12 protein-coding genes are annotated in these 15,258 nt (G+C 66.8%); 9 read left to right on the forward strand and 3 right to left on the reverse strand.

Annotation, left to right across the window (positions count from 1 at the left end):
* Positions 1-73: 73 nt before the first annotated feature.
* On the reverse strand, positions 74-334 hold the full coding sequence (locus A6A04_RS08190) for a type II toxin-antitoxin system Phd/YefM family antitoxin (protein ID WP_068491764.1): 261 nt from the start codon (positions 332-334) through the stop codon (positions 74-76).
* Positions 335-466: 132 nt separating this feature from the next.
* On the opposite strand from A6A04_RS08190, the gene A6A04_RS08195 reads away from it, so the two are divergent.
* The 3 genes from A6A04_RS08195 to rarD are packed head-to-tail and all read left to right on the forward strand — an operon-like array spanning position 467 to position 3,555.
* The gene (locus A6A04_RS08195) at positions 467-1,192 is read left to right on the forward strand and encodes a response regulator (protein ID WP_068491765.1); all 726 of its coding nucleotides are present in this window, start codon (positions 467-469) and stop codon (positions 1,190-1,192) included.
* The gene (locus A6A04_RS08200) at positions 1,189-2,583 is read left to right on the forward strand and encodes an ATP-binding protein (protein ID WP_068491767.1); all 1,395 of its coding nucleotides are present in this window, start codon (positions 1,189-1,191) and stop codon (positions 2,581-2,583) included. Before A6A04_RS08195 ends, A6A04_RS08200 begins: the two co-directional genes overlap by 4 nt.
* A 54-nt stretch (positions 2,584-2,637) precedes the next feature.
* Complete coding sequence (gene rarD, locus A6A04_RS08205) at positions 2,638-3,555, forward strand: EamA family transporter RarD (RefSeq protein WP_068491769.1); 918 nt, start codon at positions 2,638-2,640, stop codon at positions 3,553-3,555.
* Here rarD and A6A04_RS08210 read toward each other — a convergent pair.
* Positions 3,518-4,648 carry a type III PLP-dependent enzyme gene (locus tag A6A04_RS08210; protein WP_068491771.1) on the reverse strand — a complete coding sequence of 377 codons (1,131 nt, stop codon included), beginning with the start codon at positions 4,646-4,648 and terminating at the stop codon, positions 3,518-3,520. The two genes, rarD and A6A04_RS08210, sit on opposite strands and share 38 nt — an antisense overlap.
* Before the next feature lie 651 nt (positions 4,649-5,299).
* Here A6A04_RS08210 and A6A04_RS08215 point away from each other — a divergent pair.
* From A6A04_RS08215 to A6A04_RS08240, 6 genes are all read left to right on the forward strand, one after another.
* The gene (locus A6A04_RS08215; protein WP_068491773.1) at positions 5,300-7,078 is read left to right on the forward strand and encodes a sensor histidine kinase; all 1,779 of its coding nucleotides are present in this window, start codon (positions 5,300-5,302) and stop codon (positions 7,076-7,078) included.
* A 70-nt stretch (positions 7,079-7,148) separates the two neighbouring features.
* Complete coding sequence (locus A6A04_RS08220; RefSeq protein WP_068491775.1) at positions 7,149-8,804, forward strand: NAD+ synthase; 1,656 nt, start codon at positions 7,149-7,151, stop codon at positions 8,802-8,804.
* Positions 8,801-10,132 (forward strand): glutamate--tRNA ligase, encoded by a 1,332-nt coding sequence (gene gltX / locus A6A04_RS08225; protein WP_068491777.1) that lies wholly within the window; start codon positions 8,801-8,803, stop codon positions 10,130-10,132. The genes A6A04_RS08220 and gltX overlap by 4 nt, the downstream gene beginning before the upstream one ends.
* 22 nt (positions 10,133-10,154) lie before the next feature.
* Positions 10,155-11,543, forward strand: coding sequence for a cysteine--tRNA ligase (cysS, locus tag A6A04_RS08230; RefSeq protein ID WP_068491779.1), 1,389 nt, complete (start codon positions 10,155-10,157; stop codon positions 11,541-11,543).
* Between the two features lie 4 nt (positions 11,544-11,547).
* A complete protein-coding gene (locus tag A6A04_RS08235; protein WP_068491781.1) occupies positions 11,548-12,990 on the forward strand; it encodes a hypothetical protein in 1,443 nt (480 codons plus the stop codon).
* Positions 12,987-13,619: a cation transporter gene (locus tag A6A04_RS08240; RefSeq protein WP_068491783.1), complete on the forward strand. Its 633-nt coding sequence runs from the start codon at positions 12,987-12,989 to the stop codon at positions 13,617-13,619. Before A6A04_RS08235 ends, A6A04_RS08240 begins: the two co-directional genes overlap by 4 nt.
* Here the strand turns inward: A6A04_RS08240 and A6A04_RS08245 are convergent.
* On the reverse strand, positions 13,613-15,256 hold the full coding sequence (locus A6A04_RS08245; protein WP_322096815.1) for a cytochrome D1 domain-containing protein: 1,644 nt from the start codon (positions 15,254-15,256) through the stop codon (positions 13,613-13,615). The two genes, A6A04_RS08240 and A6A04_RS08245, sit on opposite strands and share 7 nt — an antisense overlap.
* Positions 15,257-15,258 lie beyond the last annotated feature (2 nt).

Genomic DNA, 15,258 nt, shown 5'->3' on the forward strand with positions numbered 1-15,258 from the left:
TCTTATGAATCACGCAAACTTGCTCTTGGGAACCCCAAAAAACCGCCCGTAGCTAAAATATGCCAAAGTAGTGCTAGAACTCCACGTCGCGCGCGCTCGCCACCAGCCGCTCACCATCGCCCTCATCCTGCGGCAGTGCCAGGAGATGCTCGGCGAAGGACGGGGTTGTCGCTGAATGCCGCTGGGTCAGACGCTCGAAATCCGCCACCGACAGCACCACCACGGCAGGCTTTCCGTGCCGGGTCACCGTCTGAGGCCGCCCGTGCAAGGCGGCATCCACCACCGCGCTGAAGCTGTTCTTGGCATCCTGCAAGGACCAACGCGGCTCGGGCATGACTGATTCCTGGCCAGTTCAACTAGCCAGAATGTGGAGACCGCTTGCCCGGCTGTCAAGGCATCCCGGCTGTTACCATCGGTTACCGAAATGGAACCGACGAAAAGCCTGCCAAGCGGTATAAATGAGGACATGGAACCCAATGCCCATATCCTGGTGGTCGACGACGACCGCGAAATCCGCGACCTGGTGGCCCGTTTCCTGACGCGGCACGGCTTGCGGGTGAGCACGGCCAAGGACGGAGCAGAGATGCGCCGCCTGCTCGACGAGCGCCGCATCGACCTGATCGTGCTGGACCTGATGCTGCCGGGCGAGGACGGGCTGAGCCTGACCCGCTCGCTGCGCGCCGCCCGCTCGGCCATTCCCATCGTCATGCTGACCGCCATGGGCGAGGATACCGACCGCATCGTCGGACTGGAGATGGGAGCCGACGACTATGTGGCCAAGCCGTTCAACCCGCGCGAATTGCTGGCCCGCATCAAGGCGGTGCTGCGTCGTGCCCAGCCCGGCCCCGAGGATGGCCCCGCCCCACCCCATGGCAGCCGCCTTGGCTTCGACGGCTGGGTCCTGGACCTGGGCACCCGCGACCTGACCTCGCCCGATGGCGTCATGGTGGCGCTGTCGGCGGGGGAATTCAGCCTGTTGCAGGTCTTCGTCGAGCATCCCCGCCGGGTGCTGTCGCGCGACCAGTTGCTGGACTTCGCGCGCGGCCGCTCGGCGGTGCCCTTCGACCGCAGCATCGACATCCAGGTCAGCCGCCTGCGCCGCCGCCTGGGCGACGACGCCAAGGACCCGCAATTGATCAAGACGGTGCGGGGCGGCGGCTATCTCTTCACCGCCGAGGTGGACAAGGCATGAGCATGCGAGTCATCCCCGACAGCGTGCTGGGCCGCACCGCCCTGGTGCTGGTGGCGGCCTTGCTGCTGTCGGCTGCGGCGGCCATGGGCCTGTTCGCCGCCCAGCGCCAGGAGGCGCTGACCAATATCGGCGGGCGCAACGCCGCCGAGCGGGTGGGCGGCATGATCGCCCTGATGGAACAGACCCCGCCCGAGTCCCGTCACGCCACCCTGCACAACCTGGAAACCCCGCGCTTCCGGGTGGGCTGGGGCATCGCCCCCATCGTGGTCGATGACGAGACCATTGGGCTGGCCGCCTATGTCCGTTCGGTGCTGGAAAAGGGGCTGGAGGGCCGCGAGATCCGCATCTCCACCCAACCCGCCCCGCCCGGCGGCCCCAATACCGGCCTGCGTGGTGGCGGGCGGGGTGGCGGTGGAGGCGGCGGCCATATGGGGGGCGGCGGGTTTCATCCTCCGGCTCCGGCATTGCGCATCGCGGTGCGCCTGAATGACGGCAGCTGGCTCAACGTGCTGGCCCCGTTCGAGTTCGGCGATTCGCTGTGGCGGCCGCGTTTCGTGCTGCCCCTGCTGCTGGCGCTGGTGCTGGTCACCGCCGCCGCGCTGTGGGCGGTGCGCAAGGCCACCCTTCCCTTCGCCGCCTTCGCCGCCGCCGCCGAGCGCCTGGGCGTCGACGTGGCGGCTCCGCCGCTGAAGGAGGACGGCCCGCGCGAGGTGCGCCAGGCCGCCCAGGCCTTCAATATCATGCAAGGCCGCATCGCCCGCATGGTGCAGGACCGGACCCAGATGCTGGCCGCCATCAGCCACGACCTCAAGACCCCCATCACCCGCCTGCGGCTGCGCGCTGAATTCATGGAGGACGATGAGCAGCGCACCAAGATGCTGGCCGATCTGGAGGAGATGGAGGCCATGATCGCCGCCACCCTGGCCTTCGCCCGCGACGACGCCACCAGCGAGCCCCGCATCCGCCTCGACCTTGCCGCCATGGTCCAGGGCATGGCCGACGACCTGGAGGATCTGGGCACACGCTGCACCTATGACGGCCCCTCCTCGCTGGTGATCGAAGCCCGCCCGGCGGCGCTGAAGCGGGCCTTGGGCAATCTGGTGGACAACGCCATCAAATACGGCGGCTGCGCCCGCCTCGCCCTGACCCGGGGAGGAGGCGAGATCACCCTGACCATCAATGATGACGGCCCTGGCATCCCCGAGGCGGATTTCGAACGGGTCTTCGCCCCCTTCGTACGCCTGGAGGCCTCGCGCTCGCGCGATACCGGCGGGTCCGGCCTCGGCCTGGCGGTGGCCCGCGCCGCCATCCGCGCCCATGGCGGCGATATCCGCCTCGCCAACCGCCCCGAGGGCGGCCTCAGGGTCACGGTGAGCCTGCCCATCTCCTGACCCCATCCTTTTCTCGGGCTTGCCGCACCCGGCGGCCTCGGGCAAGGTTGTGGTATGACCACTTCACTTTCCGCCGCCGAGACGAAGAAGGGCGTCATCTTCGCCCTGGCCGCCTATGGCAGTTGGGGGCTGTTTCCCGCCTTCTGGCGGCTGATGGCGGAACTGCCGCCGCCCGAGGTTCTGGCCTATCGCGTGGTTTGGACCCTGGTGATGGTCTTGGTTCTGGTGGGGCTTGACCGCCGCTGGGGCGAGGTCCTGACACTGTTGGGCAAGCGCCGCCAGGTGCTGATCCTGGCCGCCTCCACCTTATGCATCAGCACCAACTGGCTGGTGTTCATCTGGGTGGTGGGAAGTGGCAATGTGCTGGAAGCCAGCATGGGCTATTTCCTCAACCCACTGGTCAATGTGGGCCTGGGCGTCCTGGTGCTGGGCGAGCGGCTGCGGAAGATGCAGTGGCTGGCGGTCGCCATCGCCGCCGCCGGGATCGTCCATCTCAGCCTCAGTACCGGCACGCCGCCCTGGGCGGCGCTGTTCCTGGCCGCCACCTTCGGCGTCTATGGGCTGCTGCGCAAGATACTGCCGGTGGCGCCGCTCACCGGGCTGGCGGTGGAAACCGCGCTGATGCTGCCCTTCGCCCTGGCCTATCTCGGCTGGCGCCTGGCCGAGGGTGCGCCGTTCATGGGCGGCAGCTGGCCCCTGGCGACGGCCTTGCTGGCCTGCGGCCCGGTTACCGCCCTGCCGCTGCTCTGGTTCGCGGCGGCCGCGTCGCGCATGCGCTATTCCACCCTGGGCTTCTTCCAGTATCTGGCGCCCACCGGTCATTTCCTGCTGGCGGTGCTGGCCTATGGCGAAAACGCCGAGGCCGCCCGGATGCTGGCTTTCGCCGGCATCTGGACGGCCATCGCGCTGTATTCGGCCGATAGCTGGGCCTTCGCTAGACGAAATAGGTCCGAAGCGGGGCGAAGCCGTTGAAGTTCACCGCCGAATAGCTGCTGGTATAGGCGCCGGTGGAGAGAATGCGCACCTTGTCGCCCACCTTGAGCGACAACGGCATGCGATAGCCGCACTTCTCGTAGAGGATGTCGGCGGAATCGCAGGTGGGACCCGCCAGGGCGACGGGGCCGGTCTCGTCGTTCTCGTAGGGGGTCTCGATGCGGTACTTGATGGCCTCGTCCATGGTCTCGGCAAGGCCGCCGAACTTGCCCACGTCGAGATAGACCCAGCGCACATCCTCGTCGTAGCTCTTGCGGCTGATCAGCACCACCTCGGCCTCCAGCACGCCGGAATTGCCGACCATGGAGCGGCCCGGCTCGATGATCATGGTGGGCAGGTTGTTGCCGAAATGCTTGGTCATGGCGTGCATGATGGCGTCGGCATAGCGGTCCATGCCGGGAATGTCGGTGCGGTATTTGGTGGGCAGGCCGCCGCCCAGATTGATCATGCGCAGCTCGATCCCGCTGGCGGCCAGCTCGGTGAACAGCATGGCGGTCTTGCCCACCGCGATATCCCACTGGGACAGGTCGGTCTGCTGGCTGCCCACATGGAACGAGATGCCATAGGGGTCGAGGCCCAGTTCACGGGCGCGCACCAGCAGGTCGCGGGCCATGTCGACCTCGCAGCCGAACTTGCGCGACAGCGGCCATTCGGCGCCGTCGCAGGTCATCAGGATGCGGCAGAACACCCGGGCGCCGGGGGCGGATTCGGCCAGCTTCTCCAGCTCGGCCTCGGAATCGAAGGCGAACAGGCTGACGCCCTTGGCATGGGCATAGGCGATGTCGCGCTGCTTCTTGATGGTATTGCCGAAGGAGATGCGCTCGGGCGCCGCCCCGGCGGCCAGGCAGAGATCAATCTCGCCCGGGCTGGCCACGTCGAAATTGGAACCCAGCCCGGTCAGCAGCGCCACGATCTCGGGCGCCGGATTGGCCTTGACGGCATAGAAGACCTCGGCCACCGGCAGCCAGTGGCGGATATCCTCGTAATTCTGTCGGACGACATCGAGGTCGACCACCAGGCAGGGGGTGGCGGGCTGAACCTCTTCCAGGAAACGGGCAATCTTGGCGGTCATGGGGGTACTCCAAACGGACCGGATGGTCTTTCGGCTTGCGGCCGGATAGGCGGTGACGGCCCCGTCCCATTCCCTCGGCGAGGGGACAGGCGGTCCATCGGTGACGACACATCGGGGGGTGTCGTCAGGCCCGTTTGAGCGTACTTCGGACGTCGGACCACAGCAGGGCCCAGCCCAGCCGAGGAACGGGTTCCGAATAATGCGAAGACAAGGAATCGGACGCCGCCAAAGCGTGCCGGGCAATCGAGTTCATAAGATTTCCTCCAAGCACCGGGGGCTTTCACCCCGCCTGCACCCGGAAGACGCCTTTGACGTCGTTGCCTGACCGATATGGTCAGAGGCACGTGCGCTGTACGTCTGTCCTGAGGCCGCTATATACGCGGTTTTCACCGGATGAAAAGCGGAAATCTCGTCACGGGAAAATTTTGTGCCCGCCCCGGAACTCGTCCGCGCCAGGAGCCATCCCGGCCGCGGAAAACCCATCAAATGACGCAAACGCCTTAGGATTGAATATATAGAAGCGATGGCCAACCTCGCAAGTCAGGCGCCATTTCACTATAGTGCGGCACGAAATATCGGCAAATAATCATAGCAATTTGATTGGGTATGAAACCGAACTTCGCCACGACATGGACACGCAGCAGGCTCGAAATGCGGCTGATCGCCGTAATTCTTGGCTGCATGCTATTGCCGACTGTTGTGCTGGGATGGATTGCCTATGACGCCGTCACCGCCAGCATCACCAACGAACGGACTCATATCGTCGGCGCGGTGGCGTCGTCGAAACGGGATCAACTGGTCACCTTGCTGCACCGCACGCGGACCCGGGCCGAAAGCTTTCTGGCCGATGTGGGCGCCCGCTGCGATGCGCCGAACCGGGCCGACCGGGCCCGCTGCATATCGGATTCGCTGAAGCTGTTCATCCGCAGTGAACAGGCGGTGGGCGCGGTGCTTCACATGCCGCAGTTCGACGTGGAGTTCAGCCAGGGCGCCGCCCCGGTTCCGCTTGCCGCCCTACCGACGCCAATGCCGAACCAGATCGCGTTCATGCTGCCGACGCCCGAGGGGCAGCCGCGCCAATACGTGGTCAAGGCCCAATACAAGTCCGATGAATCGGCCATCGCCATCACCTTTCCCGCCAGCATTCTGCAGCCGGTCTTTTCCGGCCATCCCGACCTGGGCAGCGCGGGCGAGACCTTCCTGGCCGATGACCAGGGATTGTTCTTCACCCAGGCCCGCTATCCGTCGACACAGGGACACGGAGACCACCCCATCTCCGCCCGCCCCATGCGGGAATGCCTGGCGGGGCGCAGCAGCGAAACCCTGGACCTTGACTATCGCGACGTCCCCATTATTCACGGCTATCGCCTGGTCCCAGAAGTGGGCGGCGGTTGCATCATGGCCCATGCCGACCAGGCGGAAGCCTTCGCGGCACTGACAGAGCTGCATATCCGGTTGGCGAGTGTCGCCGCCGCGCTGCTGATCCTGGCCGCCCTGGCCGCCATGCGCATCGCCCGTTCCATCATCCGTCCGGTGACGGAATTGACCCAGGCCACCCGGGACTTCACCCTGGGCCGCGCATCCAGGCCCATCAACACCTCCGCCCCGGGCGAGTTGGGGGAGTTGGCCCGAGCCTTCGCCTCCATGCGCATTGCCGTCAGCGAGGGGAACCGCATCCTGCGGGCCTCGGTGCGCGAGGCCGAGGTGGCGAACCGCGCCAAGAGCGAGTTCCTGGCCAATATGAGCCATGAGCTGCGCACACCGCTCAACGCCATCATCGGTTTTTCCGAGGTGCTGCGCACCGGCATCATCGCGCCGGTCACCGGCAAGGTGAAGGATTACTGCGACGACATCCACACCGCCGGTCAGCATCTGCTGGCCATCGTCAACGATATCCTGGATATCGCCAAGATCGAGGCCGGGCATGTGGAATTGGAGCTTGAGCCGGTGGACATGGCCGATCTGGCCAAGAGCTGTCTGGCCATGATGAGCGCACGGGCCGAAGCGGCCGGGGTCAGCTTGCATCACGCGGGTCTGAGCGGCTTGCCGACGCTGCTGGCCGATCGCACCCGCCTGATGCAGATCCTGGTCAATCTGGTGGGAAATGCCGTCAAGTTCACCCCATCGGGCGGCAAGGTCACCCTTGCCGCCGTCCACGACCACGAAGTACTGCGCCTGACGGTCAGCGATACCGGCATCGGCATCCCGGCCGAGCATATCGACCGTATCACCGAGCCCTTCTATCAGGTGGAATCCTCCTCCAGCCGCAATCACGGCGGTACCGGACTGGGCCTGGCCCTGGTGCGCGAGATGGTGGACATGCATGACGGCCGCCTGCACATCGAAAGCGAAGTGGGCCGGGGAACCTCCGTCACCGTCACCCTGCCCTGGCGGACCGACGACACCCCCATGGCCCTGACCGGAAGCTGACGGCGCGTTGACAGGCCGAGTCCTGGCCCATAGTGTGCATATATCAGCGGCAAACTCTGGCTTTTGTCTCATGTCCGACACACTTTCCATCGCGCTTGCACAGATCAACCCCGTGGTGGGCGACGTGGCGGGCAATGCCCGCCTGATTCGCGACGCCCGCGCCAAGGCCGCCGAGATGGGGGCCGATCTGGTGGTCTTCGGCGAATTGTGCGTCTGCGGCTATCCGCCCGAGGATCTGGTCCTGAAGGGGGCCTTTCTCGACGCCTGCGAGGAGGTGGTGCACCAGTTGGCGGCCGAGACCGTCACCGGCCCGGCCATGCTGATCGGTTCCCCCTGGCGCATGACCGACCGCACCCATAATGCCGCCCTGCTGCTGGACCATGGCCGCGTCGCCGCCACCCGGCTGAAGCACCATCTGCCCAATTACGGCGTGTTCGACGAAGCCCGCGTCTTCACCCCCGGCCCCTCGCCGGGTCCCATCTCGTTCCGGGGCGTACGCCTGGGCGTGCTGATCTGCGAGGACATGTGGTTCGCCGACGTCGCCGAGACCCTGGGCGAGAGCGGCGCCGAAATCCTGGTGGTGCCCAACGGCTCGCCCTTCGAGGCCGACAAGGCGGGCATCCGCCAGGAGCACGCCCGCAACCGCGTCGCCGAAACCGGCCTGCCGCTGATCTACGTGAATCAGGTGGGCGGCCAGGACGAACTGGTGTTCGACGGCGCCTCCTTCGTGGTCAATACCAAGGGCGAGGTGGTCTGCGATCTGGCGCCCTGGGCCTCCGAGGTGGTTCTGACCCGCTGGACCCGCGAGGCCGATGGCTGGAATTGCGAAGGCCCCCGTGCCAAGCCGGTGTCGCGGCTGGAAGGCATCTATCAGGCCATGGTGGTGGGCCTGCGCGACTATGTGACCAAGAACCGCTTCCCCGGCGTGGTGCTGGGCCTGTCGGGCGGCATCGACAGCGCCATCTGCGCCGCCGTGGCGGTGGACGCGCTGGGCGCCGACAAGGTGTGGTGCGTCATGATGCCCTCGCCCTATACCTCCACCGAAAGCCTGGAGGACGCCGCCGCCATCGCCCGCCTGCTGAACGTGCGCCTGGACACCGTCACTATCGGCCCGGCCATGGCCGCCTTCGACACCATGCTGGCGCCGCTGTTCGCGGGACGCGAGGCCGACATCACGGAAGAGAACCTGCAGTCGCGCGCGCGCGGCATGACCCTGATGGGTATTTCCAACAAATACGGCCCCATGGTGCTGTCCACCGGCAACAAGAGCGAGATGAGCTGCGGCTACGCCACGCTGTACGGCGATATGTGCGGCGGCTATGCGGTGCTGAAGGACGTCTACAAGACCACCGTCTTCGCCCTGTCGTCCTGGCGCAACCATCACCGCCCGCCGGGCTGCCTCGGCCCCGAGGGAATGGTGATGCCCGATCGCGTCATCACCAAGCCGCCTTCGGCCGAACTCAAGCCCAACCAGACCGACCAGGACACCCTGCCGCCCTATGACGAGCTCGACGGCATCCTGGAATGCCTGATCGAGGGCGAGATGAGCGTGCCGGAAGTGGTGGCCAAGGGCTTCGACGACGCGGTGGTGCGCCGGGTCTGGCGCATGCTGGACCGCGCCGAATACAAGCGCCGCCAGGCCCCGCCCGGCGTCAAGGTCTCGTCGCGGTCCTTCGGCCGCGAGCGCCGCTATCCCATCACCAACGCCTTCACCTCGATCATATGAGCCCGGTTCTCCGTTTCGCCCCCAGCCCCACCGGCTTGCTGCATGTGGGCAATGCCCGCGTCGCCCTGATCAACTGGCTGTTCGCCCGCGTCCAGGGCGGCCAGTTCATCCTGCGGCTCGACGACACCGACCTGGAGCGCTCGACGGCGGAATTCGCCGATGCCATCCAGGAAGACCTCCGCTGGCTGGGCCTGGGCTGGGACCGGCTTGAGCGCCAGTCGGACCGGCTGGAGCGCTACGGGCGGGCCGCCGAGACCCTGAAATCCCAGGGTCGCCTCTATCCATGCTGGGAAACCGCCGAGGAACTGGACTACAAGCGCAAGCGCCAGTTGGCCCGGGGCAAACCACCGGTCTACGACCGCTCGGCCCTGGCGCTCGCGGCCGAGGACATCGCCAGGCTGGAAGCCGAGGGCCGCAAGCCCCACTGGCGCTTCAAGCTGGACCATGACGATGTGCGCTGGAACGACTGCGTGCGCGGCCCCAGCCATTACCACGGCGCCAATCTGTCCGACCCGGTGCTGATCCGGGGCGACGGCAGCTTCCTCTACACCCTGCCCAGCGTGGTGGATGATATGGACTTCGGCGTCACCCATGTGGTGCGCGGCGAGGACCACGTCACCAATACCGCGCCGCAGATTCAGCTGTTCCAGGCCCTGGGCGGAACGCCGCCCGCCTTCGCCCATCTGCCGCTGCTGACCGGGGCGGGTGGCGAGGGCCTGTCCAAGCGGCTGGGCTCGGGCTCGCTCCGGGACCTGCGCGACCGCGGCGTCGAGGCCATGGCGCTCAACTCGCTGCTGGCCAAGCTGGGCAGTTCGGACGCCATCGAGATCCGGCACTCTTTGGCCGACCTCGCCGCTGAATTCGCCTGGGACAAGTTCGGGCGCGGCACCCCCAAATTCGACCCCGCCGAGTTGGAGCGCCTGGACGCCCGCCTGCTGCACACCGCCAGTTTCGACGAGGTCGCCGACCGCCTGGACCTACCGGGCGCCGACGAGGGCTTCTGGCTGGCCATCCGCGCCAACCTGACCCAGTTGTCCGACGCCGCCCAATGGTGGGCCATCTGCCGCGCCGAACTGGCCCCCGTCATCGAGGACGCCGGTTTCACCGAGACCGCCGCCGGTCTGCTGCCGCCGGAACCCTGGGATGCCGGGACCTGGGCGGTGTTCACCGAGGCGGTCAAGCAGGCGACGGGGCGCAAGGGCAAGACCCTGTTCCATCCCTTGCGTCTGGCCCTGACCGGGCGCGAGAATGGACCGGAACTCAAGACTCTGTTACCTCTGATCGGACGGGCGCGGGCCGAGGCCAGGCTGCTGGGCCGCACCGCCTGATTTCCTTGCCGGAGTGTGATCTGTGCCGCTGGTTCTCTACAACACCCTGACCCGGACCAAGGACGTGTTCGAGCCGCTGGTCCCCGGCCATGTGGGCATGTATGTCTGCGGCCCCACCGTCTATGACCGCGCCCATATCGGCAATGCGCGCCCCGTCATCGTGTTCGACGTGCTGTATCGGCTATTGAAGACGCTGTATCCGTCGGTGCGTTACGTCCGCAACATCACCGACGTGGACGACAAGATCAACCAGCGCGCCAAGGAGTCCGGCGAGCCCATCTCGGCCATCACCGAGCGCACCACCGCCATGTTCCACGAGGATATGGCGGCGCTGAACTGCCTGCCCCCCGATATCGAGCCCCGCGCCACCGCCCATATCACCCAGATGATCGCCATGATCGAGCGGCTGATCGCCAGGGGCCATGCCTATGCCGCCGAGGGCCATGTGCTGTTCGCCGTGGGCTCCATGGCCGATTACGGCAAGCTGTCGCGCCGCTCGCAAGACGAGATGATCGCGGGCGCCCGGGTCGAGGTGGCGCCCTACAAGAAGGACCCCGGCGATTTCGTGCTGTGGAAGCCGTCGTCGGATGACCTGCCGGGCTGGGAGTCGCCCTGGGGGCGGGGACGGCCGGGCTGGCATATCGAATGCTCGGCCATGAGCCTGGAACATCTGGGCCAGACCTTCGACATCCATGGCGGTGGCCAGGACCTGGTGTTTCCCCATCACGAGAACGAGATCGCCCAGAGCACCTGCGCCAATGGCGCTCCCTTCGCCCGCTACTGGCTGCACAACGGCTGGCTGATGGTGGAGGGCGAGAAGATGTCCAAATCCCTGGGCAACTTCTTCACCGTGCGCGACCTGCTGGACAAGGCCGCCAGCGCGACCCAGGGGGGCGAGACCATCCGGTTGGCCATGCTGTCCACCCATTACCACCAGCCCTTCGACTGGACCGCCGAAGGGCTGAAGCAGGCCAGGACCACCCTGGACCGGCTCTATACCGCGCTGCGCGGCGTCGCCGACATCGACGCCAGCGGCCAGATGAGCGCCCCCATCGAGATGCTGGCGGCACTGAAGGACGACCTGAACACGCCGCTGGCCATCAGCCATCTGCACGAGTTGGCCTCCGCGCTCAACAAGGCCGCCACGCCCGAGGACAAGGCGCGAGCCAAGGGCCGCCTGCTGGCCTCGGCCCATCTGCTGGGCCTGCTGTTCCAGGACCCCGAGACCTGGTTCAAGGGCGACGCGGGCACAGGTCCCTCGGACGCCGAGATCGAGGCCGCCATCGCGGCGCGCACCAATGCCCGCAAGGCCAAGGACTTCGCCGAATCCGACCGCATCCGCGCCGAGTTGCTGGACCAGGGCGTGGTGCTGGAGGACGGCCCCCAAGGCACCACCTGGAAGCGGACATGATCCCATGAGCCGCGCCCCACTCACCGGCTGGAAGTTGGCGTGGCACGCGCTGACCTTCGTGCTGGTGGTGGCCTTGCTGATGGCCCCCGCCCTGTGGAACGGCTACCCGCTGGTCTATTACGACAGCGAGGATTACGTGGAGATGGCCTTCACGTTCGAGCCCATCATCTGGCGCATCATGACCTATGGGGTGTTCTGCACCATCGGACGGGTCTTCGGCACCCTGTGGGCCATTCCCCTGGTCCACGCCATCCTGGTGACCTGGATCCTGCACGAAGCGGTGATGGGCTTCATCGGCCGCTGGCGCCACATGGTGTTCCTGGGGGTCGGGCTGGCGGTGGCCCTGTTCACCGGCCTGCCCTGGGTGGCATCCCAAATCCTGGCCGACGTTTTCGCCGGGACCGCCGTGCTGGGGGTGGCGGTGCTGGCCTTCGGCGAGGGCCTGCAGCCCTGGCGGCGCTTCGCCGTGGCGGTGATCACCGCCGTCTCCATCTGCCTGCACATGTCCCATGTGGCAGTGGCGGCGGGCCTGCTGATCGTCATGATCCTGATCTGGGTCCTGTCCCGCGTCCTGCGGCGCATGCCCCGGCCGCGCATGCTGGCGGCCTGCCTGTCCCTGATCGGCGGCATCCTGCTGGTTCCAGCCACCCACTATGCCCTGATCGGCCGCGCCGTATTCAGCGAGTCCGGCCAGGTGCTGCAACTGGCCCTGTTCGTCCAGAACGGCATCGCCAAGATGTATCTGGACGAAGTCTGCCCCGCGGGGGCCGATCTGGAGATGTGCGAGCACAAGGACGAGCTGCCGCGCACCGCCGACGAATTCCTGTGGGGCGATTCGCCCTTCGACGAGATGGGCGGCTGGAAGGCCATGCATGACGAGTCGGGACGAATCGTCGCCGGCGCCATCCGCCGCTTTCCCCAGGAAGTCGCCACGGCCGCGGCGATCAATTTCGTGGAGCAACTGGACGCCATCGAAAGCGGCGAGGATCTGGTGCCCATGACCTGGCATTTCGTCAAGACCATGCTGCGGCGCTATCCCGACGAGTTCAAGGAATTCCGCTACGCCCGCCAGCAGCGGCGACCGCCCATCAACTTCAAGCCCATCAACGATTTCCAGGTTCCCATCAACCAGGCCGCCCAACTGGTGACCCTGGGCCTGCTGGCCCTGGCCTGGAAGCGTCGCGACCGCACCACCACCGGCCTCGCCCTGGTGGTCATCATGGCGCTGGTGGGCAACGCCATCGTCTGTGGCGCCCTGTCCAACCCCCATGACCGTTACCAGAACCGGATGGTCTGGCTGGCCCTGTTCACGGCGGTGGTGGGCGCGGTGCGCCTGGACCAGCGCTTCGCCGGACAACGCCGTGTCACCATCGTGGCCGAGAACAAGGCCCTGGCCGAGGAAGCCGCCGCCACCCAGTCACAGGGGTCGGCGGGAGGGGCATCTTGAGCGGGTGCTGCAGCGGATGCGTCCCGCCTCCCACCGACACCACCACGCCACGCTTCCGCCGGGCGCTGTGGGTCGCACTCGTCGTCAATGCCAGCATGTATCTGGTGGAAATGAGCGCGGGCATCGCCGCCGGATCGTCATCCCTGCAGGCCGACGCTCTGGATTTCCTGGGCGATGCCGCCAATTACGGGGTCGCCTTGTTCATCCTGGGCATGAGCCTGCGCCGCCGCGCCATGGCCTCGGTTCTGAAGGGCGCCACCATGGGAGCGTTCGGCCTGTGGGTGGTGGCAAACACCGTCTATCACCTGCTTCACGGCACCGTGCCGGAGGCCGGAGTCATGGGGGGAATCGGCGCCCTGGCCCTGGCCGCCAATGCCGGAGTCGCGGCCTTGCTCTACGCCTTCCGCGACGGCGACAGCAATATGCGCTCGGTGTGGATCTGCTCGCGCAACGACGCCATCGGCAATCTGGCGGTGCTGGCCGCCGCCAGCGGCGTCTTCGCCACCCAGGCAGGGTGGCCCGACCTGCTGGTGGCGGGAATCATGGCGGTGCTGGCCCTGTCGGGCGCCGCCCAGATCCTGCGCCTCGCCTTCGCCGAGTTGCGAACGGTCCCCGCCGGGGCTCAGTGACTGGTGCCGCTTGAGTAATTGATCTTGTTGAAGACGTTGTACTTGCCCACTGGCCGTTTCATGGGCAGACGGGCGCATTCCTCCAGGGTCTTGGCGTCGAACACGATCAGGGCGCCGTCGCCTTCCATCACCGAGATCAGCACCGTCTTGCCCCAGCGGTCGAATTCCGCATGCGCCGTGGTCTTGCCCGGCGCCGGGCGCAGCGTCCTGACGATTTCCAGGCTGTCCAGGTCGATGATCTGGATGGCGTCCTTGTCCTTGCCCATGGAAACATCGATCCAGGCATAGGGGCTGGTCTCGTGGCCGCGCATGAAGAAGCCCGGCCCCAGGGTGGGGATGCGCTTGACCGTTTTCCAGGTGGTCATGTCGATGACGCTGATCACCGCCTCCTTCAGATGCGGCGTCGCCATGTGGTCGCGGCCGTCCTTGCGGAAGATGATGCCCGAGCCGAGATGCGGCATGCCGGGCAGGTCGATCTCGGCCACCTTGCGCTTGATGTCCAGATCCACCACCAGCCCCTTGGCGCCGTCGCGCGACGCCCCCATCACCCGCTCATAGGTGCGGTCGAAGAAGAAGTCGTCCAGGATATCGGGAGAGCGGATGCGTAGCGCCTGGAAGCGGCCGCCGGTGCCGATGCCTTCCTCCAGCCCCTTCTCGTAGGAATGGACGAAGCCGTTCATCACCGGCCCGGCATCGTCGGCATAGGGGATTTCCCAGATTTCCGGGATGTCCTTCAGCGCCACCACGAAGCTGGCGCGAGGCGGCGCGGTATAGACCGCCGAGACCCGCGACGTCGCCTTGAGGTCGCCTTCCACCGGAATCACCTGCAGCGGCGTCAGGTCGCGGGCGTCCAGCGCCACCAATGTATGGGGCAGCATGTTGCCCGCCATCAGGAAGCGGCCGTCATGGGACACCGCCACGTTGCGGGTGTTCACGCCCACCCTGATCTCGGCGACGATCTGCAGGGTGTAAAGGTCGTATTTGCTGATCCAGCCATCGCGGGAGGCCAGATAGACGAAGCGGCCATCGGGGGAATACTTGGCGCCGCCATGCAGCGCGAAGCGGCTCTGGAACCGGGCCAGCGCGGTATTGGTATCGCCGTCCAGGATGGTGACATGGTGGTCGCCGGTCTCCACCACGGTGAACAGGTTCAGGGGATCGGCCGACCATTGCGGCCGGTCGGGCAGACTGGCGGGATCGACATTGACCACCCGCGAGGCGGCGATCTCGGCCATGCCCCAGGCGGGCACCGAGGCCAGCGGCGTATAGATGTAGTCGGCCAGGGCCTTGACCTGTTCCGCCGTCAGCTTGTCGCCGACACCGGGCATCTGGGTGGCGGGGCGGCCGGAGACGATGATCTTCTCGGCCTCGGCCTTCCTGAGCCGTCCCAGGTTTTCCGGCAGCAGCGCCGGGCCGATGGCGCCAAGCCGGTCGGCGCCGTGGCAGGCGGCGCAGTGTTCGGCGAACAGCCGGGAAGCATCCTCGGAAGTCTGGGCGGGGGCTGCCAGGGCGGGCACGGCACAGGCCAGCAGCAGGATGTAAAGAATCCCCCTCGCCCCCAGCCATGGGGGAGAGGGTCGGGGTGAGGGGGTGGTGGAAACCGCCAAGCCCTCACCCGGCTCGCTCGCGCTCGCCACCC

It is taken from the genome of Paramagnetospirillum marisnigri (assembly GCF_001650715.1).
GTDB lineage: Bacteria > Pseudomonadota > Alphaproteobacteria > Rhodospirillales > Magnetospirillaceae > Phaeospirillum > Phaeospirillum marisnigri.

Excerpts from the sequence above, each read along its gene's own strand:
- A6A04_RS08235 (WP_068491781.1), top strand. The coding sequence starts at position 11,548 with ATGAGCCGCGCCCCACTCACCGGCTGGAAGTTGGCGTGGCACGCGCTG.
- rarD (WP_068491769.1), top strand. The coding sequence starts at position 2,638 with ATGACCACTTCACTTTCCGCCGCCGAGACGAAGAAGGGCGTCATCTTC.
- A6A04_RS08210 (WP_068491771.1), bottom strand. The coding sequence starts at position 4,648 with ATGACCGCCAAGATTGCCCGTTTCCTGGAAGAGGTTCAGCCCGCCACC.
- A6A04_RS08220 (WP_068491775.1), top strand. The coding sequence starts at position 7,149 with ATGTCCGACACACTTTCCATCGCGCTTGCACAGATCAACCCCGTGGTG.
- A6A04_RS08200 (WP_068491767.1), top strand. The coding sequence starts at position 1,189 with ATGAGCATGCGAGTCATCCCCGACAGCGTGCTGGGCCGCACCGCCCTG.
- gltX (WP_068491777.1), top strand. The coding sequence starts at position 8,801 with ATGAGCCCGGTTCTCCGTTTCGCCCCCAGCCCCACCGGCTTGCTGCAT.
- A6A04_RS08190 (WP_068491764.1), bottom strand. The coding sequence starts at position 334 with ATGCCCGAGCCGCGTTGGTCCTTGCAGGATGCCAAGAACAGCTTCAGC.
- A6A04_RS08195 (WP_068491765.1), top strand. The coding sequence starts at position 467 with ATGGAACCCAATGCCCATATCCTGGTGGTCGACGACGACCGCGAAATC.
- A6A04_RS08215 (WP_068491773.1), top strand. The coding sequence starts at position 5,300 with ATGCGGCTGATCGCCGTAATTCTTGGCTGCATGCTATTGCCGACTGTT.